The sequence below is a fragment of the Streptomyces sp. NPDC002730 genome (assembly GCF_042888805.1).
Classification (GTDB): domain Bacteria; phylum Actinomycetota; class Actinomycetes; order Streptomycetales; family Streptomycetaceae; genus Streptomyces.
On record NZ_JBIAQG010000009.1, the window covers coordinates 91,396 to 112,968 of the forward strand.

The 21,573-nt window shown below is 69.7% G+C and carries 19 protein-coding genes; 8 read left to right on the top strand and 11 right to left on the bottom strand.

All coding sequences use genetic code 11. The annotated features are described in order from the left end of the window. Window positions 1–522: 522 nt before the first annotated feature. Window positions 523–1,533, bottom strand: coding sequence for a 1-aminocyclopropane-1-carboxylate deaminase/D-cysteine desulfhydrase (locus ACFYXH_RS23155; RefSeq protein WP_389566008.1), 1,011 nt, complete (start codon window positions 1,531–1,533; stop codon window positions 523–525). A 117-nt stretch (window positions 1,534–1,650) separates the two neighbouring features. Continuing rightward, the gene (locus tag ACFYXH_RS23160; protein WP_389566010.1) at window positions 1,651–2,661 is read right to left on the bottom strand and encodes a LysR family transcriptional regulator; all 1,011 of its coding nucleotides are present in this window, start codon (window positions 2,659–2,661) and stop codon (window positions 1,651–1,653) included. Between the two features lie 163 nt (window positions 2,662–2,824). On the opposite strand from ACFYXH_RS23160, the gene ACFYXH_RS23165 reads away from it, so the two are divergent. Beyond that, window positions 2,825–3,952, top strand: a complete 1,128-nt coding sequence (locus tag ACFYXH_RS23165; protein WP_389566782.1) for a M6 family metalloprotease domain-containing protein — start codon at window positions 2,825–2,827, stop codon at window positions 3,950–3,952. 56 nt (window positions 3,953–4,008) lie between these two features. Here the strand turns inward: ACFYXH_RS23165 and ACFYXH_RS23170 are convergent, their stop codons facing one another. From ACFYXH_RS23170 to ACFYXH_RS23190, 5 genes are read right to left on the bottom strand one after another with little or no spacing between them, the layout of a single operon-like run. Further along, window positions 4,009–5,007 (bottom strand): ABC transporter ATP-binding protein, encoded by a 999-nt coding sequence (locus tag ACFYXH_RS23170; RefSeq protein ID WP_389566013.1) that lies wholly within the window; start codon window positions 5,005–5,007, stop codon window positions 4,009–4,011. Next, window positions 5,004–6,008, bottom strand: coding sequence for an ABC transporter ATP-binding protein (locus ACFYXH_RS23175; protein WP_389566015.1), 1,005 nt, complete (start codon window positions 6,006–6,008; stop codon window positions 5,004–5,006). The genes ACFYXH_RS23170 and ACFYXH_RS23175 overlap by 4 nt, the downstream gene beginning before the upstream one ends. Then, a complete protein-coding gene (locus tag ACFYXH_RS23180; RefSeq protein ID WP_389566018.1) occupies window positions 6,008–6,994 on the bottom strand; it encodes an ABC transporter permease in 987 nt (328 codons plus the stop codon). The genes ACFYXH_RS23175 and ACFYXH_RS23180 overlap by 1 nt, the downstream gene beginning before the upstream one ends. Continuing rightward, a complete protein-coding gene (locus tag ACFYXH_RS23185) occupies window positions 6,991–7,923 on the bottom strand; it encodes an ABC transporter permease (RefSeq protein WP_389566021.1) in 933 nt (310 codons plus the stop codon). Before ACFYXH_RS23185 ends, ACFYXH_RS23180 begins: the two co-directional genes overlap by 4 nt. A 14-nt stretch (window positions 7,924–7,937) precedes the next feature. Continuing rightward, window positions 7,938–9,689 (bottom strand): ABC transporter substrate-binding protein, encoded by a 1,752-nt coding sequence (locus ACFYXH_RS23190; protein ID WP_389566023.1) that lies wholly within the window; start codon window positions 9,687–9,689, stop codon window positions 7,938–7,940. 197 nt (window positions 9,690–9,886) lie between these two features. Here ACFYXH_RS23190 and ACFYXH_RS23195 point away from each other — a divergent pair, with 197 nt between their 5' ends. The 7 genes from ACFYXH_RS23195 (at window position 9,887) to ACFYXH_RS23225 (ending at window position 17,962) form a co-directional block, all read left to right on the top strand. Further along, window positions 9,887–11,041 (top strand): NAD(P)/FAD-dependent oxidoreductase, encoded by a 1,155-nt coding sequence (locus tag ACFYXH_RS23195; RefSeq protein ID WP_389566026.1) that lies wholly within the window; start codon window positions 9,887–9,889, stop codon window positions 11,039–11,041. A gap of 27 nt (window positions 11,042–11,068) precedes the next feature. Further along, window positions 11,069–11,383 (top strand): (2Fe-2S)-binding protein, encoded by a 315-nt coding sequence (locus ACFYXH_RS23200; RefSeq protein ID WP_389566029.1) that lies wholly within the window; start codon window positions 11,069–11,071, stop codon window positions 11,381–11,383. Then, window positions 11,364–12,827, top strand: a complete 1,464-nt coding sequence (locus ACFYXH_RS23205) for an FAD-dependent oxidoreductase (RefSeq protein ID WP_389566032.1) — start codon at window positions 11,364–11,366, stop codon at window positions 12,825–12,827. Before ACFYXH_RS23200 ends, ACFYXH_RS23205 begins: the two co-directional genes overlap by 20 nt. A gap of 73 nt (window positions 12,828–12,900) precedes the next feature. Further along, window positions 12,901–13,809 (top strand): dihydrodipicolinate synthase family protein, encoded by a 909-nt coding sequence (locus ACFYXH_RS23210; RefSeq protein ID WP_389566034.1) that lies wholly within the window; start codon window positions 12,901–12,903, stop codon window positions 13,807–13,809. Window positions 13,810–13,877: 68 nt separating this feature from the next. Next, on the top strand, window positions 13,878–15,248 hold the full coding sequence (locus ACFYXH_RS23215; RefSeq protein WP_389566037.1) for an aldehyde dehydrogenase family protein: 1,371 nt from the start codon (window positions 13,878–13,880) through the stop codon (window positions 15,246–15,248). Window positions 15,249–15,444: 196 nt separating this feature from the next. Continuing rightward, window positions 15,445–16,710, top strand: coding sequence for an alpha/beta fold hydrolase (locus ACFYXH_RS23220; RefSeq protein WP_389566039.1), 1,266 nt, complete (start codon window positions 15,445–15,447; stop codon window positions 16,708–16,710). 64 nt (window positions 16,711–16,774) lie between these two features. After that, window positions 16,775–17,962, top strand: a complete 1,188-nt coding sequence (locus ACFYXH_RS23225; RefSeq protein ID WP_389566042.1) for a M6 family metalloprotease domain-containing protein — start codon at window positions 16,775–16,777, stop codon at window positions 17,960–17,962. A gap of 54 nt (window positions 17,963–18,016) precedes the next feature. Here the strand turns inward: ACFYXH_RS23225 and ACFYXH_RS23230 are convergent, their stop codons facing one another. From ACFYXH_RS23230 to ACFYXH_RS23245, 4 genes are all read right to left on the bottom strand, one after another. Continuing rightward, window positions 18,017–19,117: a mechanosensitive ion channel family protein gene (locus ACFYXH_RS23230; protein WP_389566045.1), complete on the bottom strand. Its 1,101-nt coding sequence runs from the start codon at window positions 19,115–19,117 to the stop codon at window positions 18,017–18,019. A gap of 220 nt (window positions 19,118–19,337) precedes the next feature. Continuing rightward, window positions 19,338–19,991, bottom strand: a complete 654-nt coding sequence (locus ACFYXH_RS23235; RefSeq protein ID WP_389566048.1) for a hypothetical protein — start codon at window positions 19,989–19,991, stop codon at window positions 19,338–19,340. Window positions 19,992–20,465: 474 nt separating this feature from the next. Then, window positions 20,466–20,675, bottom strand: coding sequence for a Trm112 family protein (locus ACFYXH_RS23240; protein ID WP_389566051.1), 210 nt, complete (start codon window positions 20,673–20,675; stop codon window positions 20,466–20,468). After that, window positions 20,665–21,573 carry a DMT family transporter gene (locus ACFYXH_RS23245; protein WP_389566054.1) on the bottom strand — a complete coding sequence of 303 codons (909 nt, stop codon included), beginning with the start codon at window positions 21,571–21,573 and terminating at the stop codon, window positions 20,665–20,667. The genes ACFYXH_RS23240 and ACFYXH_RS23245 overlap by 11 nt, the downstream gene beginning before the upstream one ends.

Below are 21,573 nucleotides of genomic sequence, written 5' to 3' on the forward strand. Positions count from 1 at the left end.
GCCGGACAGTGTGGATGGTGTGGAGAAGCCCGAGGTTGCGGTGGGTTCGGGTGCTGGTAAGCCTGGTGCGACGGGTACGCCGGACAGTGCGGGTGGTGTGGAGAAGCCCGAGGTTGCGGCGGGTTCGGGTGCTGGTAAGCCTGGTGCGACGGGTACGCCGGAAACTGCGGGTGGTGTGGAGAGGCCCGAGGTTGCGGTGGGTTCGGCTGCCGGTACGCCTGGCGCGCAGAGCACGCCGGACGCCGATGAGAACGGCCTGGCGCCTGACGGCAGCAGCGAGCGACAAGCCGGAACGGGCGGGCTTGCGGCTACTGGCGCCCAGCTGTGGCCTTCTGCGGCCGGAGCTGTGCTGCTGATCGCAGGCATCGTGCTTCTCCGGACGCGCACCCGCCATGAGACCGCACGTCGTCGATGAAGACTGTCCCACTCATGTCCTGGCCGGACCCGCAGTGCAGGTCCGGCCAGGGCTGACGCCGATTCGAATGCATCGCGGAGGTGCTGTCGAGGTCGAGCCGGTGGTGCTCAGAGGCCGTCCCTGGGGCCGTGGGTATTGAGGAACAGAACAGGGCCCGTGCCGAGGCGACCGTCGGCCGCCATCGCGAGCAGGGCAGCCAGCGCTTTCGCCGTGTACACGGGCTCAAGCTCCATGTGCGCACTGTCGGCGGCGAGTCGCTGCGCCTCGACGGCCTGCGGTGTGGCGTAACCGTAGCCCGGGCCCAGCCAGTCCCGCACCATCGTCACGTCGTCCGGCGCGATCTGGATCGGAGGAAGGCTCGCGCCCCGCCTGCGAAGCAAACGCTCGGTCTTCCCGGCCAGCGTGACCACGGCTTGCGCGTCCAGCTGCAGCGTGTGATTGACGACGACGCCCACCACTCGGGTGCCGCACAGCCCTGCCAGTCGGAGGCCGAGAGCCAGTCCCGCGGCTGTACCCCCTGAGCCGACGGCGGTGACCACATGTGAGGGTTCCGGCAGGGCTCCGTCTGCTACCTGGGCCGCGAGCTCGAGGGCTGCTTCGATGTAGCCGAGCGTACCGACCGGTGCGGATCCGCCCGCCGGGAGGAAGTATGGCAGCCGTCTCCCCGTGGCATGGCGAAGGAAGAGCCAGGGGGCGGCGGCGATAGTCCGATTCTTGGTACGGGTGAAGTGCAGGGTGGCACCGGACCGTCGAAGCCGCTCCAGTTGTGCCCGGACGTGGTCGTCGACCGGCTGGTCGATCAGGGCGAGCGCGGTGGTCAGGCCCTGCTCCCGAGCGTAAAGAGCAGTGGCCAGGCCCCAGTTCGTACCGAGACCACCCACTGTGAGGATGGTTCGTGTCCCACGGCGTTGCACATCGGGGAGGATCCACTCAAGCTTGCGGATCTTGTTGCCACCCCACCCGCCCGAGCCGAACCCGCTCTCGTCCTTGCACCACAGCGAGACCCCGTGTGCCAACCCGGTCAGCTCGCGTACGGGCGTCGGACGATCGCCGAGCGGGAGGTATGGCAATGAGGTGACCAGCTGTGGAAACCGCCGGTGCAGCAGCGGTCCTCTCATACCGGTCCGACCTCTCCTCCAAGCGTTCGGCTCTCTGTACCGAGAGCAACTGTCCACGACAAGGCGCCGGACCGCAATGCCGCTCGACAGCCACCTCCGGCTGCGACAACGGCTTCGTCAGCCGCGTGCCCCTCGCCCATGGGCTCGGGTTCTGATCTCCGCCGATCCGGCCGATTGCGGATGCCGTTCTCGCCAGCGTGCGTACGCAGGGCTGGCGGCGCAGGTGTCCAGATAGCCTTCGGTGACTCTGCGGTGGATTTCGGCGCCGTGTGCGGCGAGAGCGCCGTCGCGGTGCCAGGCCAGAACATGCCGGTACCACAGAGGATTTCCGGCGAGGGGACGGACAGCGACGCCCGGGGCCTCGATGAAGGTGGCCTGGCAGAGGCTGACGGCCAAGCCGGCCCGTACGATCTCGATCAACTGCCGCCCCTCGGCTTCGTACGGGGTGAACGGACGGCGACCTGCCTGAGCGCAGACGGACGACCAGTATTCGCGGGTGCGGTCGCTGTCGGGGCGGGGAACTGCCCAGTCCTCGTCCAAGAGTTGAGCCAGCGAGACCTCCTCCTGCGCCGCCAGCGGGTGGGCCGTCGGCAGGAGGGCGAATACGGGCTCGGTGACGATCGGGTTGAGCACCACGCCCTCAAGTGGAGGTAGCTCCTGGTCGGGATGGTCGCCGAGAACCGCCGCTTCCAAGCGGCCCGCCGCGAGATCGTCGAGCAGAGTTGTGGGGGAGTACTGACAGCGTGAGGTCACTTCGGAGTGGGGCAGCAGCTCCTTTACGGCCAGAATGAGATGGCCGAGCAGGGGGGCGCCGACCGACCCGATGCGGACTCGCTCAGGGGTCGAGGTGCGGCGGGCGGCCAGGGCGGCCCGGGCGGTGTCGGCGAGGAGGCCGTCGATGCCCGGCAGGATGGCGTGCGCCCGGCTCAGTACCAGCTCGCCGAAGGGTGTGGGGACGGCGCCGGCTTGCCTGCGGTCGAAGAGGGCTCCGCCCAGCATGGCCTCAATGCGGCGCAGTTGGGTGCTGAGCCCTGGCTGAGTCATGCGCAGCGAGGCAGCGGCGCGAGTGAGGCTGCCCGACTCGGCGATCGCGCACACCACCCGCAGATGCCGTACCTCCAGATCCATGGCGTGGATGTTATGGAGCGACGACAGCTTTCGGACAGGGGCGTGCATCTGCAGTCTTGTGTGAAATGTCACATGCCATAGATCGAGAGGTAGTGATCACGTGAGACGATCCCGTCCCTTGACGCCGGCGCACAGGGTGCTCTTGCCTGCGCTGCTCGCCGCCATGCTCCTGCTGCTCCTCGGCACGCCGTCCGCCGCGTCCTCAGCCGGCCCATCAGCCTGTGCCCTTGGCGGCACCACCGGCTGGACGGACGAGGGCCACGACACCGACTACTCCGTCTTCCAGCGCCCCGTCGGCACCATCAGGGTCGGCATGATCTTCGTGGACTTCCCGGACGCGCCGGCCACCGAGTCCCCGGCCGACGACGCCGCACAGCTCACGCCCGGCGCGGACTGGCTGTGGAACGCCTCGTACGGCAAGGTGTGGCTCGCCATCACCCAGCAGCAGCGCTGGGTTCGGATGCCGCGCAACTCCACCGACTACGGCTTCGCACGCGGTCTCGGACACGAGGCACACGAGGCATACCTCAGGGATGCCGTGACGGCCGCCGACCCGTATGTGGACTTCTCGCGGTACGACATGGTGTACGTCGTCGCGACGAGGAACGCGTCGGCGATCTCCTTCACCCCCACGTACGTGTACGACCCGGGCACGGCGGGTGTCGTCGCCGACGGCACCAGGATCAAGTGGGCGGTGACCTTCGGCCAGGACATGTGGCACTGGGGTCCGAAGCTGGTCGGCCATGAGACCGCCCACAGCTTCGGGCTGCCGGACCTGTACGCCTTTGACACGGGCACCGATGGCCACCGGTTCGTCGGCGGTTGGGACGTGATGGGTCTGGTTGGGGGGAAGGCGCCGCAGTATTTCGGCTGGGAGTCGTGGAAGCTCGGCTGGACCGATGACAGCCAGGTCTACTGCCAGGCCTCGGCCGGCAGCGGCACGGTGTATCTCACCGCGGTCGAATACGGCAGCGGCACCAAGATGGCTGTGGTGCGTACGGGACCGACGACCGCGTACGTCGTCGAATCCCGCCGGTCGGTCCAGGCGGACACGGCAGCCTGTTCGACCGGCGCGCTGGTCTACAAGGTCGACACATCCGTGCAGACCGGTTACGGACCGATCCGGGTCATGGACGCCAAGCCCAGTGCCACTCCGGCGAGCGGGTGCCGCCCGCTGGACGATGCCCCGTACTGGGCCGGCGAGTCATTCACGGACGCCGCGGCCGGGGTACGGATCGACGTGCTGAGCGCCGATGGCTACGGAGAGACGGTACGAGTCACCAAGTCCTAGCCAGGGCTAAAAGTTGTGCCCCGGATCCGTTGTGCGGATCCGGGGCCGGGCCGTGTTCAGGCCGCCTCGGGGAAGTGGCAGGCGACCTCCCGCGGCTCGCCCGGTGCGGCGATCCGCAGCAGTGGCGCCTCGGTGCGGCAGATGGCCTGGGCCTTGGCGCAGCGCGGGTGGAAGGTGCAGCCCGGTGGGGGAGCGGCCGGGCTGGGCGGGTCGCCCAGGAGCGTAATGCGCTCACGGGCCCGCTCGGCAGCGGGGTCGGGCAGGGGCACCGCGGAGAGCAGTGCCCGGGTGTAGGGGTGGGCGGGGGCCGCGTACACCCGTTCCTTGTCGCCGATTTCGACGATCCGGCCGAGGTACATGACGGCGACCCGGTCGCAGACCCGCTTGACGACCGAGAGGTCGTGGGCGATGAAGAGGTAGGCCAGGCCGAGCTCCTGCTGGAGGCGTTCCATGAGGTTGACGATCTGGGCCTGTACGGAGACGTCGAGGGCGGAGACGGGTTCGTCGGCGACGACCAGCCGGGGGCTGGTGGCGAGCGAGCGGGCGATGCCGATGCGCTGGGCCTGGCCGCCGGAGAACTCGTGCGGATAGCGGTCGATGTGCTCGGGGATGAGTCCGACCAGGTCCATCAGCTCGACCGCTCGCTTGCGTGCGTCCGTCGGCGAACTCCCTTGTGCCAGAAGGGGGTCGGAGATGATCCGGGCCACGGTCTGGCGTGGGTTGAGGGAGGAGTGCGGGTCCTGGAAGACCATCTGGAGTTCGCGGCGCAGTGGCTTGAGTTCGCGCTGGGACAGATGGCTGATGTCGCGGCCGTCGTAGGTGATCGAGCCAGTGGTGGGTTCGAGCAGCCGTACGATCATGCGGCCCGTGGTGGACTTGCCGCAGCCGGACTCCCCGACCAGGCCCAGCGTTTCCCCGGCGGCCACATCGAAGCTGATGCCGTCGACGGCCCGCACGGGATCCCTGCCCCGGCGCTTTCCCGGGAAGGCCATCGTTACGTCCCGCACGCTGAGGAGTGGCCGCACATTGAGGAGTGGCTGAGCTGTACTGGTCATGAGGCGACGCCTTCGTATGCGGGGAGGTGGCAGGCGGCCGGATGCTCGGCCGGTCCGGAGAGCAGGGGCCGTTCGGTCTCGCAGCGCAGTCGCTCGCTCTCCAAGGCGCCTGCCGCCCGGGCACAGCGGGGCGCGAACGCACAGCCGGGGGCGGGGGCCAGCAGGGACGGCGGGCTGCCGGGGATGGCCCGCAGCGGTTCGTCGTCGCTGTCGTCGAGCCGGGGCAGGGAGTCGAGCAGCCCGCGGGTGTAGGGATGGGCGGGGGTTGCGAACAGGGTGTCCACCGGGGCCTGTTCGGCCGCGCGCCCGCCGTACATCACCAGCACCTCGTGGGCGACCCGGGCAACCACCCCGAGATCGTGGGTGATCATGACGACGGCGAGTCCGCGCTCCTCCTGCAGCCGGGCGATCAGCTCCAGGATCTGGGCCTGGACGGTGACGTCGAGGGCGGTGGTCGGCTCGTCCGCGATGAGGAGTTCGGGCTCGCAGGCCAGCGCCATGGCGATCATCACGCGCTGGCGCATTCCGCCGGAGAACTGGTGCGGATACTCGCCCGCCCGGCGTCCCGGCTCGGGGATGCCGACCTCGGCGAGCATCTCCACGGCCCGTCTGTGGGCCACCGCACGGCGGGAGTTGAAGTGGACCCGGTGGTGCTCGGCGATCTGCTCGCCGACCGTGTAGTACGGGTGGAGGCTGGAGAGCGGGTCCTGGAAGATCATGGCCATCCGGCGGCCCCGCAGCCGGTTCAGCTCCCGCTCCCGGAGCCCCAGCAGCTCCTGTCCGTCGAGGCTGATCGAGCCGGTGACCTCGGCGGCGGTGTGCAGACCGAGCACCGCCATCGAGGTGACGGACTTGCCCGAACCGGACTCGCCGACGATGCCCAGGGTGCGGCCCCGGTGGACGTCGAAGCTGAGTGAGTCCACGGCCCGTACCGGTCCCCGCTTCGTCGCGAAGGTGACACTCAAGTCCCGTACGCTCAGGAGCGATTGACTTCGGGTCATCAGAACCTCACCCTCGGGTCGACGACGGCGTACAGCAGGTCGACGGCCAGGTTGGCGACGACGATGAAGGTGGCCGCGAGCAGCGTGACCCCGAGGATGACCGGCTGGTCCCCGCTGGAGAGCGCGCCGTAGAAGAGCCGGCCGATGCCCGGGAGTCCGAAAATGGACTCGGTGATGACGGCGCCCGCGAGGAGCCCGCCCAGGTCCATGCCGAAGATGGTGAGGATCGGCGTCATGCCGGCCCGCAACCCGTGCTTGACGACGACCGTGCGACGCGGCAGGCCCTTGGCGCGGGCTGTGCGGATGAACGGCTCCGCCATCGTCTCGATCATCGAACTGCGGCTCTGGCGTGCGTACATGGCCGCGTACAGGATGGCGAGTGCCAGCCACGGCAGGAGCAGGTTGGTCGCCCAGTGGACGGGGTCGCTGCCGAAGGACACGTACTGCGGATAGGGGAACAGCCCCGCCACCCGGATCAGCCCGTAGATGAGCATCATCGAGGTGAAGTACACGGGCATCGAGGCGGCGCCGACCGCGCCGATCATCAGGACCCGGTCGAGCAGGGTGTCCTTGCGCAGGGCGGCGGTGACTCCGGCGGTCAGACCGAGCAGCAGCCACAGCACTGCCGCGCCGAACGCGAGCGAGGCGGAGACCGGAAGCCGGTCCATCAGCAGGCCCCAGACGGACTCGCTGTTCTCGTACGAGTAGCCGAGACACGGGAAGCCGCAGTGCAGCGCGTACTGGCCGCTGCCCAGGGTGCGGCCGGTGAAGATGCCGGAGAGGAAGTCCCAGAACTGCACCCAGATCGGCTGGTCCAGGCCCATGTGGGCGCGGATCGCCGTCAGGCGTTCGGCGCTGCACGACTTGCCGCAGGCCGCGGCCGCCGGGTCGGAGGGCAGGACGTAGAAGATGGTGAAGGTGACGGCGGCGATCGCGATCAGCACGCCGATAACGCCGAGCAGCCGGCGGCCGAGGTAGCGGGTCATGTGCGGCTCCCCCTCGGGTCGAGGATGTCCCGCAGCGCGTCTCCGAGGAGGGTGAAGGCGAGCACGGCGAGGAAGAGGCAGATGCTCGGGATGACGAAGTACATGGGATCCGTGTCGTAGAAGGCGACGCTCTCGGCGATCATCTGGCCCCAGGAGGGGGTGGGCGGGCGGACGCCGACGCCCAGATAGCTCAGGGCCGCTTCGGTGGCGATCATGCCCGGGATGATCAGGGTGGTGTACGCGATGACGGGCCCGGCGACGCCCGGGAGGATGTCGCGGGTGAGGATCCGCCAGGGCCCCGAACCGCCCACCCGCGCGGCGTCGACGTACTCGCGGTGCTTGAGCGAGAGTGTCTGGCCGCGGACCACGCGGGCGATGCCGGGCCAGCCGAACAGCCCGATCACCGCGGTCATCAGCACGATCCGGTTGACGTCCTTGGCCACCGACATCATCGCGATCATGAAGATGAGGGAGGGGAAGGACATGGTCAGGTCCATGATCCGGCTGAGGACCGCGTCCGTGCGGCCGCCGAAGTAGCCGGCCGCGATCCCGGCCGCCGTGCCCGCGACCACGACGATCGCCGTCGCGGTGAAGGCGATCAGGAGGGAGACCTGGGCGCCGTGCACGACCCGGGCGAACAGGTCGCGGCCGGAGACGGGTTCGACGCCCAGCCAGTGGTCGGCGGAGATCCCGCCGAGCGGTCCGAGCGGCAGCCCGCCCAGATAGGGGTCGACGGCGGACTTGTCGAACTCGTCGGGCGACCAGCCGCCCAGCGCGCTCAGCAGCGGCGCGGCGGCGGCCATGACGACGAAGAGCACGACGATGACAAGGGAGATCTTGACGGAGGTGCGGCGGCGCAGTTCCGCGCGGGCCAGCTGCCAGGGGCCGCTGCCCGCCGGAACCTCCACTGGTGCAGTTGCTGTGGTCATGATCTGTCGAACCCTCAGCCCTGGCTCTTGGAGGGGTCCTTGAGGCCGACTGTGGCGTAGTCGAGCTGACCGCCGAAGGAGGTCTGACCGTAGGCGCCCGCGATGTTGCTGCCGAGCACCAGGGGCCAGCGGCGGACCAGGACCGGTACGGCGGGGGCCTTGGCGAGGATCTCGCCGTCCAGCTGCCGCCAGGCGGTGTTGGCCTGCTTGGCGTCGGTCATGGCGGCGATTTCGTCCATCCGCTTCATGGTCGGCTGGTCGCGGAAGAGCGAGTGGTTGCCGGAGTTGCCCTTCTCCTTGATGAAGCGGCCGTCGAAGACGAACGGCAGGAAGGTGGAGCCGGACGGATAGTCGGGGCACCAGCCCGTGTACGCGATGTCGGTGCGGTTCTTGGTGTCGCCGATCGTCGCGTAGAACGCCGACGGGTCGACGGTCTCGATGGTGACCTTGATCCCGGCCTTGCCCAGCGACTGCTGGATCGCCTCGGCCCGCCCCTTGTCCCCGGTCGAGACGGTCATCTTCGTCTCGAACCCGTCCGGCTTGCCCGCCTCCTTCAGCAGTTGCTTCGCCTTCTCGACGTCACCCGTCGCGGGGATCTTCAGAGTGTCCGGTTCCTTGCCGTCGAAGAGGGTGGCCGGCATGTAGGCGGTGGACAGGTCGTTGAAGGCGGGGCCGCCCGAGGCGGTGAGCACCGAGTCCTTGTCGAGCGCGTACTGCACGGCCTGACGGACCTTCACATCGTTGAACGGGGCCCGCCCGGTGTGCATCTGGACCATGTCCGTGCAGTTGGTCGACTCGGCAATCAGCCGCTTCCGCACCTCCGCGCTGGGCAGCACCTTGGCCGCGCTCTCCGGCCGCAGCGCACCCCAGGAGACGGCGGAGGCGTCCGCGCCCTGGCTGGCGATCAGCCGGTCGTCGATCTGGTTGGCCTTCAGCCCCATCACCATGACCAGCTTGTCCGGGTACGCCTTGCGCACCTCGTCGGTCGAGGCGTCCCAGCTGGTGTTGCGCACAAGCACCAGCTTCTTGCCGCGCGCGTACGACTCGATCTTGTACGGGCCCGAGGAGAACGGCCGGTTGTCGTACTGCGGCCCCTTGTCCTGGCCCTTGGGCACCGGGGCGAAGGTCGGCATGACGGTGGCATTGGGGAACTCCGCGAAGGGCTTGCGGAGTTCGAAGACGATCGTGTGGGCGTCGGGCGTCTTGATGGAGTCGAGGTGCTTGCCCTCGGCCGGTCCCTGGTAGCCCTCGGCGCCGGCCAGGTAGCGGGCCGCGTAGTCGGCGCCGCCGGGCAGGTCGGGGGAGAAGGACCGCTCCACGTTGTACTTGATGTCCTGCGCGGTGACGGGCGTGCCGTCCTCGTACTCGATTCCCTGCTTGAGGTGGAAGGTCCAGGTCTTGGCGCCGTTGGAGGAGGTGCCGAGGTCGGTCGCGAGGTCCGGGACGAGTTCACCGCCCGCCGTGCCGGGGGCTGCCTTGTAGGTGACCAGAGTGCGGTAGAGCAGCCGGGTCCCGAACTCCATGTCGCTCATCACCCAGTTGCGGGCCGGGTCGAGGTGGGTGAAGTCCTGGTTGGACAGGACCGTGAGGGTGCCGCCCTTCTGTGGAGTGCCGCCGACTACGGCGCCTTGGTTGGCGGTCGCCGGGTTCTTGCCGCCGGCGCCTTGGCCCGCGGCCGGGTGCTTGGAGCCGGAACAGCCGGCGGTGCCGAGTGCGATGGTCGCCGCCAATGCGGTAGCGACGGCGGTAAGGGTGCGCTTGTTCATCAGTGGTCACTCCGAGAACAGTCGGCCAGCCGAAGGGCTGGAATGTGACCGGTAACATAGTAATGTGAAATTGCACTGACAAGGCATCGGCGAGTCCGTTACTCACCTGTGTCCGAGGGGGGCCGTTGGAGGGGTGAGCGGCGGGCGGATCGCGCGAAACCCTTGGCAACGTCAGTGCTATGTGAAATATTACTGCTGTGCTCACAAGAAACACCTCGGACGTCATCGTCGTCGGTGCGGGGGTGGTCGGCGCGGCCTGCGCCTACTACGCAGCCCGGGCCGGCCTCTCCGTCACCGTGATCGACCGCGGCCCCGTCGCGGGCGGCAGCACGGGTGCCGGTGAGGGCAACCTCCTGGTCTCCGACAAGGAGCCCGGACCCGAACTCGAACTCGCGCTGCTGTCCACCGGGTTGTGGCAGGAGCTGGCCGAACTGCTCCCGCCGCAGATCGAGTACGAACCCAAGGGCGGCCTCGTCGTCGCCTCCGGGGAGGCCGGGATGCAAGCCCTGCGCGACTTCGCGGCCGGACAGGAGAAGGCCGGTGTGCAGTCGGAGGAAGTCCCGGGGGACGGGTTGAAGGACCTGGAGCCGCATCTGGCCACCGGCCTGGCAGGTGGCTTCCACTACCCCCAGGATGCGCAGGTCATGCCGGCCCTGGCGGCCGCGCATCTGCTGCGCGCGGGCGGCGACCGGGTGCGCCTCAGGCTCGACGAGGAGGTCACCGGCCTGCTCACCACGGCGGACGGACGGGTGCGGGGGGTGCATACGGTGGCCGGCGATGTCCATGCCCCGTACGTGGTCAACGCCGCCGGCGCCTGGGGTGGCGAGCTGGCCCGGCTTGCGGGCGTCGAGCTTCCCGTGCTGCCCCGCCGCGGTTTCGTCCTTGTCACCGAACCGCTGCCGCGCGTGGTGCGGCACAAGGTGTACTCCGCGGACTATGTCGCCGATGTCGCGAGCGGTTCGGCCGCGCTGCAGACCTCGGCCGTGGTCGAGGGCACCCCGGCGGGCCCCGTCCTGATCGGTGCCAGCCGGGAACGGGTCGGCTTCGACCGTACGTTGTCGACCGAGGTGCTGCGCCGCCTGGCGGCGCAGGCCACCGCACTGTTCCCGGTCCTGGCCGGGGTCCGGGCGATGCGGACGTATGCGGGTTTCCGCCCGTACCTGCCCGACCATCTCCCTGCCATCGGCCCCGATCCGCGAGTGCCCGGCCTGCTGCACGCCTGCGGTCACGAAGGCGCGGGGATCGGGCTTGCTCCGGCCACCGGGCTGATCGTCGCGCGCTGTTTGGACGGCGGTGAACTTCCTCTGGACCTGGGCCCGTTCCATCCCGGCCGCTTCGAAGCCGCCGCTTGACCCGTCTGCTACGAGAGGAGGCCCGCAGTGGCCCGTACCCCCGCCGACCTGGTCGGGGCGAACCCCGGCCCGTCGTTCGAGATCACGATGGACGGCAGCCCCGTCACCGCCCTGCCCGGGCAGTCCGTCGCCGCAGCTCTGTGGTCCGCGGGCTTCCTCGCCTGGCGTACCACGCGCAAGGCCGGCCGCCCGCGGGGTGTCTTCTGCGGCATCGGGCAGTGCTACGACTGTCTCGCAGTCATCAACGGGGAGCCCAACCGCAGAGCCTGTCTGGTGCCTGCCCGTCCCGGCGACGCGATCACCACCCAGGAGGGACACGGCCATGCCGGCCTCAGCGTCTGACCCGTACGACCTCGCGGTGATCGGAGCGGGCTCCGCCGGTCTCGCGGGCGCCGTCATCGCCGCCGAACTCGGCCTGTCGGTAGCTCTGCTGGACGCCTCGTCCCAGACCGGTGGGCAGTTCTACCGGCATCCGGCGCCCAGTCTGAGGGCGGCGCGGCCCGAGGCCCTGCACCACGACTGGGCTGCCTTCGCCGAGCTCCGCCGACGCCTGGAGCAGAGCGACGTCAGCCACCTCTACGGACACCATGTCTGGGCGGTCGCCAAGGAGGACCACGGCCTGTGGGCGGTGCACGCCGTCACCGGGGTCGACGGCACCGCAGAGCGGTCGGTGCGGGTGCGGGCCCGGACGGTCCTGCTCGCGACGGGGGCGTACGAACGCCAACTGCCCTTTCCCGGCTGGACCTTGCCGGGTGTCGTGGGTGCCGGGGGAGCGCAGGCCATGCTCAAGTCCGGCCTGGTGCTGCCCGGTAAGCGCGTTGTCGTGGCGGGCAGCGGGCCCCTGCTGCTCGCGGTCGCCTCCTCGCTGGCCGCCGCCGGCGCGCAGGTCCCCGCCGTGATCGAGGCGTCCGGCTATCTGGGATACGCCCGCCGTCCCCGCGCGCTCGCGGCCAACCCGCAGAAACTGGTCGAGGCGGCGGTCCACGGTGCCGCTCTGCTGCGGCACCGGGTACGGCTGCGCACCCGCAGCGCGGTCACCGAGGTGCACGGCACCGACCGGGTGGAGGCCGTCACCGTCACCCGGCTCGACCGCGACTGGCGGCCCGTACGGGGGGCGGGCCGGCGGATCGAGTGCGACGCGCTCGCTGTGGGACACGGCCTTGCCCCGCAGATCGAGCTGGCCACCACACTCGGCTGCGCCACCCGCTCCTTGGCTGACGGGACATCCGCCCTGGCCCTGGACGGCCTTCAGGAAACCTCGGTGCGTGGCCTGTGGGCGGCGGGGGAGACCGGGGGAGTCGGTGGCGCGCAGCTGGCCCGCACGGAAGGGGAACTGGCCGGGCTCGCGTCAGCCGCCAGACTGTCCGGGTACCCCGTCCGTGAGGGGCGCGTCCGCGAGCTGCAACGCCGCCGGGACCGGATGCGCGCCTTCGCCGACGCGATGGCCGTCGCCCATGCCCCGGGACCGGGCTGGACGGGCTGGCTGACCGACGACACGGACGTGTGCCGCTGCGAGGAAGTATCCGCCGGAAGCATCCGTGAAGCCGTCGCCGACCTCGGGGCCCGCGACGCACGCACCGTCAAACTCCTGACCCGGGCCGGCATGGGCTGGTGCCAGGGGCGTATGTGCGGGACGGCTGTAGCTTGCCTGGCAGCCCGCGAGGGCGCCGTGGAATCACCCGCTGAACGCCGTCCGTTCGCCGTGCCTGTTCCGCTCTCGGCACTCGCCACGCTCGACGAGCCCGCCGAGATCGGGCCCGATACCGCCCCGGGGGTTGACCGCTGACCCGCGGCCCGCCCTCTTGTGGGCGCCACATCAACATCAGTAAAATGTCACACATTACAGAAAGGCTACTGGCATGACCGCCACCAACTGGAACAGCACCCGCCCCTGGCGCGGGATCATGGTCGCCACCGCGCTGCCCCTGCGCGACGATCTGTCCGTCGACTACGACGCGTACGCCGAGCATGTCGCCTGGCTGATCGAGAACGGCTGCGACGGAGTCGTGCCGAACGGTTCGCTCGGCGAGTACCAGACCCTCACCGACGAGGAGCGGGCCCGCGTGGTCCTTACCGCCGTCGAGGCGGCGGGCGACGGAGCCCGGGTGATGCCCGGTGTCGCCGCCTACGGCAGCGCCGAGGCCCGCCGCTGGGCGGAGCAGGCGGCCGAAGCCGGCTGCGGCTCGGTCCTGCTGCTGCCCCCGAACGCCTACCGGGCCGACGAGCAGGCCGTCCGCGCCCACTATGCCGAGGCCGCCAAGGCGGGGGTGCCGGTCGTCGCGTACAACAATCCCATCGACACCAAGGTGGATCTGACGCCCGGGCTGCTGGCCAAGCTGCACGGCGACGGGCACATCGTCGCCGTCAAGGAGTTCACCGGCGATGTACGGCGCGCGTACGAGATCGCCGAACTCGCCCCGGAACTCGACCTGCTGATCGGTGCGGACGACGTCCTGCTCGAACTCGCCGTGGCCGGTGCGGTCGGCTGGATCGCCGGCTACCCCAACGCCTTCCCCGCCGGCTGCGCCGAGCTGTACAACGCCGCCGTCGCCGGTGACCTGGACACCGCCGTGCCGCTCTACAAGTCCCTGCACTCGCTGCTGCGCTGGGATTCGAAGACGGAGTTCGTCCAGTCCATCAAGCTGTCCATGGACATCGTGGGCCGCCGCGGTGGCCCCACCCGCCCGCCGCGCTTCCCTCTCACGGGGGAGATCGAGGCCGGAGTCCGGGCCGCCACCGAGAAGGCCGTCGCCGACGGTCACCACTGACCACGGGACCCCCCCCGCATGTGTACGCGACATGTCTTCCACGACCCCTTCCCCGAAGGTTTCCTCCTATGACCAGCCTCGTCTCCCGCAACCCGGCCGACCCCACCGACGTACTCGTCAACATCCCGACTCCCGGTGTGTTCACGGTGGTTGATGCCGTCGAGCGGGCCCGTGCCGCCCAACCAGGCTGGCTGATCGGTGGTGCGGCCGCCCGTTCGGCGGCGCTCACCGCGGTCGCCACCGGCATCGAGGCCGCCGCGGACGAGCTTGCCGGACTCGCCGTGCGCGAGGTGGGCAAGCCGCTCGCCGAGGCCCGGGCCGAGGTCGCGCGGACTGCCGCGATCTGGCGGTACTACGCCCAGGCCCCGTACGAACCCACCGGCGCCGTACACGAACCCGCCGCCGGCCCCGGACTCCTCCTCACCCGCCGGCGCCCGCACGGCGTCGCGGGCCTCATCACACCCTGGAACTTCCCCTTCGCGATCCCGAGCTGGAAGGCCGCCCCGGCACTCGCGGTGGGCAACGCGGTCGTCCTCAAGCCCGCTCCGGAAGCGACGGCGTGTGCCCAGCGCCTGGCCGAGATCGTCCAACAGAGCCTGCCAGCCGGGGTGTTCACCGTGCTACCCGGCGGGGCGAACGAGGGCAACGCCCTCGTCTCCGCCGCCGACGTCGTCTCCTTCACCGGCTCGACAACCGTCGGCCAGGCAGTCGCACGTGCCGCCACGGCCCGGGGCATCCCGGTCCAGGCGGAGATGGGCGGCCTGAACGCGGCCCTCGTCCTTCCGGACGCCGACATCGAGCGGGCCGCGGTCCACATCGCCGCCGCGATCGCCGGATACGCGGGCCAGAAGTGCACCGCCACCAGCCGCGTGATCGCGGTCGGCGCGGCCCTCGACCCCCTGCGCGAGGCACTCTCCGAGGCGCTGCGGGCCGTCCCGTTCGGCGACCCGGCCGACCCGTCCACCGTGTGCGGACCCCTCATCAACGAACATGCTCGCGATCAGGTCAGCAGTGCCTGGGGCGGGCTCTCGGTACTCGCGGGTGGAACCGTGCCCGACCTTCCCGGCTGGTACGCGGCCCCGACCCTGGTCGAGAAGGTGTCCCCGGGCCACCGGCTGCTGCGCGAGGAGGTCTTCGGGCCCATCGCGGCCCTGCTGCCCGCCGACGACCTCGCCCATGCGGTACGGATCACCAACTCGGTCCCGTACGGCCTGGTCACCTCGGTCCACACCGCGGACCTGGACACGGCCCTCAACGGACTGGATCAGCTCGACACCGGGATGATCCGGATCAACGCCCCATCCACCGGCGTTGACTTCCACCTGCCTTTCGGTGGCGCCAAGGCATCCAGCCACGGGCCGCGCGAACAGGGTCACGCGGCCTTGGAGTTCTACACCTCCAGCCGCACGTACACCCTGTCACCTGTGAAAACAATGTGACAAGGGGTTCAGGGGGACCCAGGTCAACGAGGAGGCGGCCCTGGTCGAGGCGGGCCACGGCTGTCTCAGGCGGCACGGCCCTCCATAACGTCGAGTTATGCGGACTTGGGGGCTCCCCGCCGACAGCCGGCCGCACCATGCTGAGCCATGCAATGTCACACTTCATGCCGCAGCTCCTGGGCTGTGAAAGGGATCCATGAACCCCGCGTACGCGACCGTCGACCACGTCTTCACCGTCCCCCTGGACCACTCCGCCCCCAACGGGCCGGACATCCAGGTCTTCGCCCGTGAGGTCGTCGACCCGGCCCGCGTCGACGAGCGACTTCCCTGGCTGCTCTATCTGCAGGGCGGCCCGGGCGGCAAATCACCCCGTCCGTCGGCCGGTTCACCGAGCTGGCTGCCCCAGGCGCTCAAGACCCACCGGGTGCTCCTGCTGGACCAGCGCGGCACCGGCCGCTCCACCCCCGTCACGGCCCGGTCCGCCGCCCGCTTCGCATCCCCCGCCCAACTCGCCGTGTATCTCAGCCATTTCCGTGCGGACGCCGTGGTTGCCGACGCAGAACTGATTCGCCGTCAGCTCTGCGGTGGACAGCCCTGGGAGACACTCGGCCAGAGCTACGGCGGCTTCATCACCCTCACCTACCTCTCCCAGGCACCCGAGGGCCTGCGGGCCTGCTACGTGACCGGTGGTCTGCCCGGTCTCACCGCCACCGCCGACGACGTGTACGCCCGCACCTACCCGCGGGTGCGGGACCGCGTTCTCGACTTCTACGCCCGCTACCCCGACGACGCCCCCCGCCTCCGCAAGATCGCCGATCTCCTCGCGACCACCGAGGTCCACCTGCCCAATGGAGACCGCCTCACCACCCGCCGCCTGCGCACCCTCGGACTCGCCCTCGGCATGGGCGACGGCTTCGAACGGCTCCACTGGCTGCTCGACGAATCCCTGCACGGAGATGGCGAGTTGACCGACACCTTCCTCCATCAGGCGATGGCTCTCACCGGCTTCACCGACAATCCGCTGTTCGCCGTCATGCAGGAGACGCTCTACGGTCAGGGCGCGGCTTCGAGCGGCTGGGCCGCCTCGCGGGCGCTCGCGGACCTCCCCGAATTCGCCGAGGACGCGGATCCCCTTCTCCTCACCGGAGAAATGATCTACCCGTGGATGTTCCGCGACATCACGGGTCTGCGCCCCTTCGCGGACGCCGCCGACCTGCTGGCCGAACGCGCCGACTGGCCGCCGCTGTACGACCCCCACCGCCTCGCCGACAATCAGGTCCCCCTCGCCGCGGTCGTCTATCACGACGACATGTATGTGGACGCCGCACTCTCCCTGCGCACCGCGTGCGAGGTCGGTGCCACCCGCGTCTGGATCACCAATGAATGGGAGCACGATGGCGTCACCGCCTCTGGCGGCCGTGTGCTGGCCCGCCTGATGGACCTGGCCGCAGACCGCGCGTAACCCCATCCTCTGCCGTCCTTCCCCTCCGCTTCCGCCTGCCACCACTGCCCCCAATGGGAGAGACATGTCCGCCCTGCCGACCCGCCTGCGGCCCCTCACCGCGGTATTCGCCCTCGTCTCCTGTCTCGCCGCCCCGACCACGGCCACCGCTGCCACAACGCTCAATTCGCCCGCTCCGGCCGCTGATTGTGCCCTTCCCGGCAAGACCGGCTGGACCGACGAAGGCCACAACACCGATCGGACCCAGTTCCAGCGCTCCACCGGCACCCACCGCGTCCTGACCCTGTTCGTGGACTTCCCCGACGCACAGGCCACGGACTCAACGGACGCGTACGCGGCCCAACTCGCCCCGGCCGCCGACTGGATGAGAAGAGCCGGCTACGGCCGCTCCCGGCTCGCCATCAGCTCGTTGCACCGTTGGATTCGGATGCCCGCGGACTCCACCTCGTACGGGTTCGCGCGCGGCCTCACCTTCGAGACCCACGAGAAGTACGTCCGCGACGCGATCACCGCCGCCGACCCCTACGCGGACCTCTCCGCGTACGACATGGTCTATGTCGTCCCCACGAAGGCAGCGGCCGCGATCTCCTTCTCCCCGACCTACCTCTACGACCCGACCACGCCCGGTGTCACCGCCGACGGCACCCGCCTCAAGTGGGCGGTCACCTTCGGGCAGGACATGTGGCGCTGGGGATACAAGGTCGCCGCCCACGAGACCGGTCACACCTTCGGCCTCCCGGACCTGTATTCCTTCACCGGCTCCACCCACCAGTACGCCGGCGGCTGGGACGTCATGGGCAACATCGCAGGAGCCGCCCCGCAGTACCTCGGCTGGCACTCGTGGAAGCTCGGCTGGACCCGCGACAACCAGGTCTCCTGCCTGCCAGGGCCGGGACGCCGCACGGTACGGCTGACCCCGGTGGAGCGCCCCGGCGGGACCAAGATCGCCGTACTGCGCACCGGCGAGACCACGGCGTACGTCGCCGAATCCCGCCGCGCCGAGGGCAACGACCAGGGCGCCTGCTCCACCGGCGTCCTCATCTACAAGGTCGATTCCGCCGCACAGACCGGCGAGGGACCGGTCAGGGTCATGAACGCCAACCCGACCGGCACTCCGCCCACTGGTTGCACCCAGCTGGACATGGCCGCATACGCGCCCGGCCAGACCTTCACCGATCCGGACACCGGAGCCCGGATCGATGTCCTCGCGGGCGGCAGGGCAGGGGACGTGGTGCGGCTCAGCAAGGCGTGACGGTCGGCCGCGCATATGGACGGGTGAGACAGGAATGCGTCCTGCCCCCGGTCGTCACACCGCGGGGACCCGATGCGTCGGTGCGGTCATCGGCTCCTCGGCGGAGCGCTGGTGCGGAATCGGCAACTCTCCCTGCTGCACGGCAATGGTCCGCGTCGGAGCGGGGATGCTGATGCCCTCGGCACGGTAGCGGCGGTGCAGACGCTTGATGAACTCGTGCTTGATCCGGTACTGGTCACTGAACTCGCCGACCCCCAGGATCACCGTGAAGCCGATCCTGGAGTCGCCGAACGTGTGGAAGCGAACCGCCGGTTCATGGTCGGGTACGGCACCGGCGATGTCCGCCATCACGCTCTCGACGACCTCGGTGGTGACCCGCTCGACGTGGTCCAGGTCGCTGTCGTAGCCGACTCCCACCTGGACGTTGAGCGTCATCTGCTGGTCCGGCCGGTGGAAGTTGGTCATGTTGGTGCCGGACAGCTTCGTGTTGGGGATGATCACCAGGTTGCTGGAGAGCTGGCGCACCACGGTGTTGCGCCAGTTGATGTCGACGACATAGCCCTCCTCGCCGCTGCTGAGCCTGATGTAGTCACCGGGCTGCACCGTTCTGGAAGCGAGGATGTGCACTCCCGCGAAGAGGTTGGCCAGAGTGTCCTGCAAGGCCAGGGCGACTGCCAGACCTCCCACGCCCAGCGCGGTGAGCAGCGGGGCGATGGAGACGCCCAGGGTCTCCAGTACGACAAGGAAGCCCATTGCCAGCACCACGACGCGCGTGATGTTCACGAATATGGTGGCCGACCCGGCGACACCGGACCTGGACTGCGCCACGGCCTGCACCATCCCGGCGACGATCCTCGCGGCCGTGAGGGTCGCGGCCATGATGAGCACGGCGGTGAGCGTCATGGTGACGTTGCGTCCGACCCTGGCGTTCAGTGGCAGCACCGACGCCGCGACCGCCACGCCGCCGGTGATCGCTGCCCAGGGGGCCAGTGCCCGAAGGGCGTCAACAAGGATGTCGTCGCCGCTCCAACGGGTTCTGCCGGCCCGTTCGCCGAGCCATTTCAGGATCACGAGCAGCAGCAGGGCGGCCGCGATGCCTGCGGCCACCGCGATTCCGGCGACGATCACGTCGTGCAGGGTGAGGTCCCGGTTCACCGCTTTCCTCCCGTTGACCGGGGAAGAGTGCGGACGGCGGGGGTTGCCGCTGTGAGCCGGATGTGATGTGTCGTCACCATGCCACCTGTGCAGTCTGAGAGGGCGGTTGTGCGGTCGCGTCGGCGTACGGAGTCCACTCGGCGCGACCTGTCATCCTGCCGCACGCCGCAGGCAGCAGTGCAGGTGGGCCACCTCGGCATAGCGCTGGGACGCGACGAGCTCAGTGGACGAGGAGCATGTAGGTGTTCTCCAGCTCGTCCTGCACGACGTGGGCATCTCCCTCGACCGTCCGCACGAGAAGGTCGTTTTCCGGGGTGTGGACCCGGTACCGCCAGCCTTGCGGGAGTCGCAGCCGCCGGCCGAGCGTGGCCAGAGTTTCCATCGTCTGGCTGTCGTCCACGGTGTGGGAGTACGCCTGTAGGACGTATGTGCGGTCGCCCGGGGCGATCAGCTCGTGCACCGGTTTGCCGCTGGACAGGACGTACTCGGTGTCCCGTTTCACCGTGGAATCGACGTAGAACTTCCTGGCCGTCGCCCCGGTGAGGTCGATCTCCGCGGGGATGCGGAGCTCGGCCACCCAGCGGGCCTCCAGGCCGTCGAACATCGTGGGGTCTCCCCACTGGAACGTCGTGACCTCGTCGATCGTCCAGAAGCGGGGTCCGTTCAGGAAAACCATCGGCACCTGGAATTGTTCCGCCAGCGCACGGGGGTCGAGCGCGTTCCACTGCTCCGGCGGACAGTCGTTGAGGCCGAAGGTGTTGTAGACGGCAGCCTTGAGATGACCGTCCTCGCCCGGCGAGATGAGAAGAATCTCGCCGTAGCGAGCGTTCCGCATGCCGCTCACGTGCCGGGACGCTTTCGTCGTGTGGGACATGGCTCCTCCTTCTCACAGCCCGTCTCCGCTCCTGCGCGGAGACCACTGTGGGGCCGGGCCCGCAGGCGGGCGGGCCCGGGCCGTGCCGCGGGTCTCCACTCCATCAAGAGCAGCACACGCGTGGTGAAGTCGCACGCCGTCCCCGGTGGCGTCGAGCGACGGCCGGGCGGGCAGGCGGCGCTGACCGCCTGGGTGGCGAGGAGTGAAGCGGCATCTGAGGCGGTCAAGAGTGATTCTCGGGTGGTGTGGTCGGGTCGGCGCCGGCCAGGAAGCCGATGGCCTGGGCCTCGATGTGTACGGAGTCGAGTGCTGCCGCCCAGCGGGCGATCTCACGGGCCAGTGTGTGGCTCCCGCCTCGTTGCCACTGTCGCGGGCCAGGAGGGCAGGGAGCATCTGCGGATGAGGCCCGCGGGGTCACACCCCACCCGTCGTCGGCGACTCAGGAAGGCGCATGGCCGCCGTCGGCGGCGAATGTCAGGGACCGATTCGTCTGAGGATCCGCTCGTGCTCCTCGTCGGGCACCCGGGCACCGGAGGAGGGCAGCAGTTGCGGTATTCCATCGATGATCGGATAGCGCCGATGCAGCCGCGGGTTGTAGAGGAACTCCTCGGGCAGGAGCAGCGTCAGCTGCCCCTTGTCGATCGGGCAGGCGATGATCCGGAGCAGGGGATCGTCAGGCTTCATGAGCCAACTCCTTTGCCGGGGTGGGGGGTTCGTCATGGCGCGGAAGCATCAGCAGGACGGAGACGGCGAGTACGGTGCCGCCGAGTCGCAGGGCGAGCCGCAGCGGGTCTCCCGGCAGGGATTCGCCGAAGACGAAAGTGCCGAGCGCGGCCGTGAACAGACAGGTGACGGTGGTGCACACGGGCACGATCAGAGATGCCCGGCAGCGCTGCAGCGCGGTCTGGGACAGGATCAGGCCGGTGACCGAGGTGAAGAGCAGGATGTACGGATAGGGGGACCTCAGCAGGGCGAGGGCCGCGTCTCCGATACCGCGGGTCGTCAGATGACCGGAGACGCCCTTGATGGCGAGCGAGCTGACGCCGTACAACAGGCCGACAGCGACGCCGTATTCGACGCCCGCGGTCGGCAGCCGGTGACGGCGGCGGGTCCGGCGTTCCACGGACCGGTACAGCCACAGCCCCGCTGCGAGCGCGGGCAGGCAGATCAGCAGGACACGGCCGGCCGAGGCATGCCCGCCCACGGCGTCGGAGCGCTGGAGGGAGGCCACGACCATCAGCAGGGCGAGGGTGATCACGACCACGCCACGTCGCTCGCGGCCGCTGGGGCGCTCGCCCAGCACGACCGAGGAGAGCAGAAGCAGCAGCACGAGACCGGAGACGAAGATGCCCTGCGCGGCCGCGATGGGAAGGGTGCGGTAGACGGCCAGCTGTGCCGCGAAGCCGGCGGCGAGCGCGAGCGAACCGCCGAGCCACAACGGGCTGCCGATGAGCAGCCGTACGACTCGGGCCGGCTGTCCCGTGTTCAGTCGCGGCAGGCGGGACAGCGCCCGCTTCTCGAGTACGAAGCCTGTGCTGTAGAAGACGTTGGCCAGCAGAGCCGATGCCACCCCCCACCACAT

Coding starts and splice junctions, on each gene's coding strand:
- ACFYXH_RS23155 (WP_389566008.1), bottom strand. CDS start 1,533: ATGAGAGGACCGCTGCTGCACCGGCGGTTTCCACAGCTGGTCACCTCA.
- ACFYXH_RS23160 (WP_389566010.1), bottom strand. CDS start 2,661: ATGGATCTGGAGGTACGGCATCTGCGGGTGGTGTGCGCGATCGCCGAG.
- ACFYXH_RS23165 (WP_389566782.1), top strand. CDS start 2,825: ATGCTCCTGCTGCTCCTCGGCACGCCGTCCGCCGCGTCCTCAGCCGGC.
- ACFYXH_RS23170 (WP_389566013.1), bottom strand. CDS start 5,007: ATGACCAGTACAGCTCAGCCACTCCTCAATGTGCGGCCACTCCTCAGC.
- ACFYXH_RS23175 (WP_389566015.1), bottom strand. CDS start 6,008: ATGACCCGAAGTCAATCGCTCCTGAGCGTACGGGACTTGAGTGTCACC.
- ACFYXH_RS23180 (WP_389566018.1), bottom strand. CDS start 6,994: ATGACCCGCTACCTCGGCCGCCGGCTGCTCGGCGTTATCGGCGTGCTG.
- ACFYXH_RS23185 (WP_389566021.1), bottom strand. CDS start 7,923: ATGACCACAGCAACTGCACCAGTGGAGGTTCCGGCGGGCAGCGGCCCC.
- ACFYXH_RS23190 (WP_389566023.1), bottom strand. CDS start 9,689: ATGAACAAGCGCACCCTTACCGCCGTCGCTACCGCATTGGCGGCGACC.
- ACFYXH_RS23205 (WP_389566032.1), top strand. CDS start 11,364: ATGCCGGCCTCAGCGTCTGACCCGTACGACCTCGCGGTGATCGGAGCG.
- ACFYXH_RS23210 (WP_389566034.1), top strand. CDS start 12,901: ATGACCGCCACCAACTGGAACAGCACCCGCCCCTGGCGCGGGATCATG.
- ACFYXH_RS23215 (WP_389566037.1), top strand. CDS start 13,878: ATGACCAGCCTCGTCTCCCGCAACCCGGCCGACCCCACCGACGTACTC.
- ACFYXH_RS23220 (WP_389566039.1), top strand. CDS start 15,445: ATGAACCCCGCGTACGCGACCGTCGACCACGTCTTCACCGTCCCCCTG.
- ACFYXH_RS23225 (WP_389566042.1), top strand. CDS start 16,775: ATGTCCGCCCTGCCGACCCGCCTGCGGCCCCTCACCGCGGTATTCGCC.
- ACFYXH_RS23235 (WP_389566048.1), bottom strand. CDS start 19,991: ATGTCCCACACGACGAAAGCGTCCCGGCACGTGAGCGGCATGCGGAAC.
- ACFYXH_RS23240 (WP_389566051.1), bottom strand. CDS start 20,675: ATGAAGCCTGACGATCCCCTGCTCCGGATCATCGCCTGCCCGATCGAC.
- ACFYXH_RS23245 (WP_389566054.1), bottom strand. CDS start 21,573: ATGTGGTGGGGGGTGGCATCGGCTCTGCTGGCCAACGTCTTCTACAGC.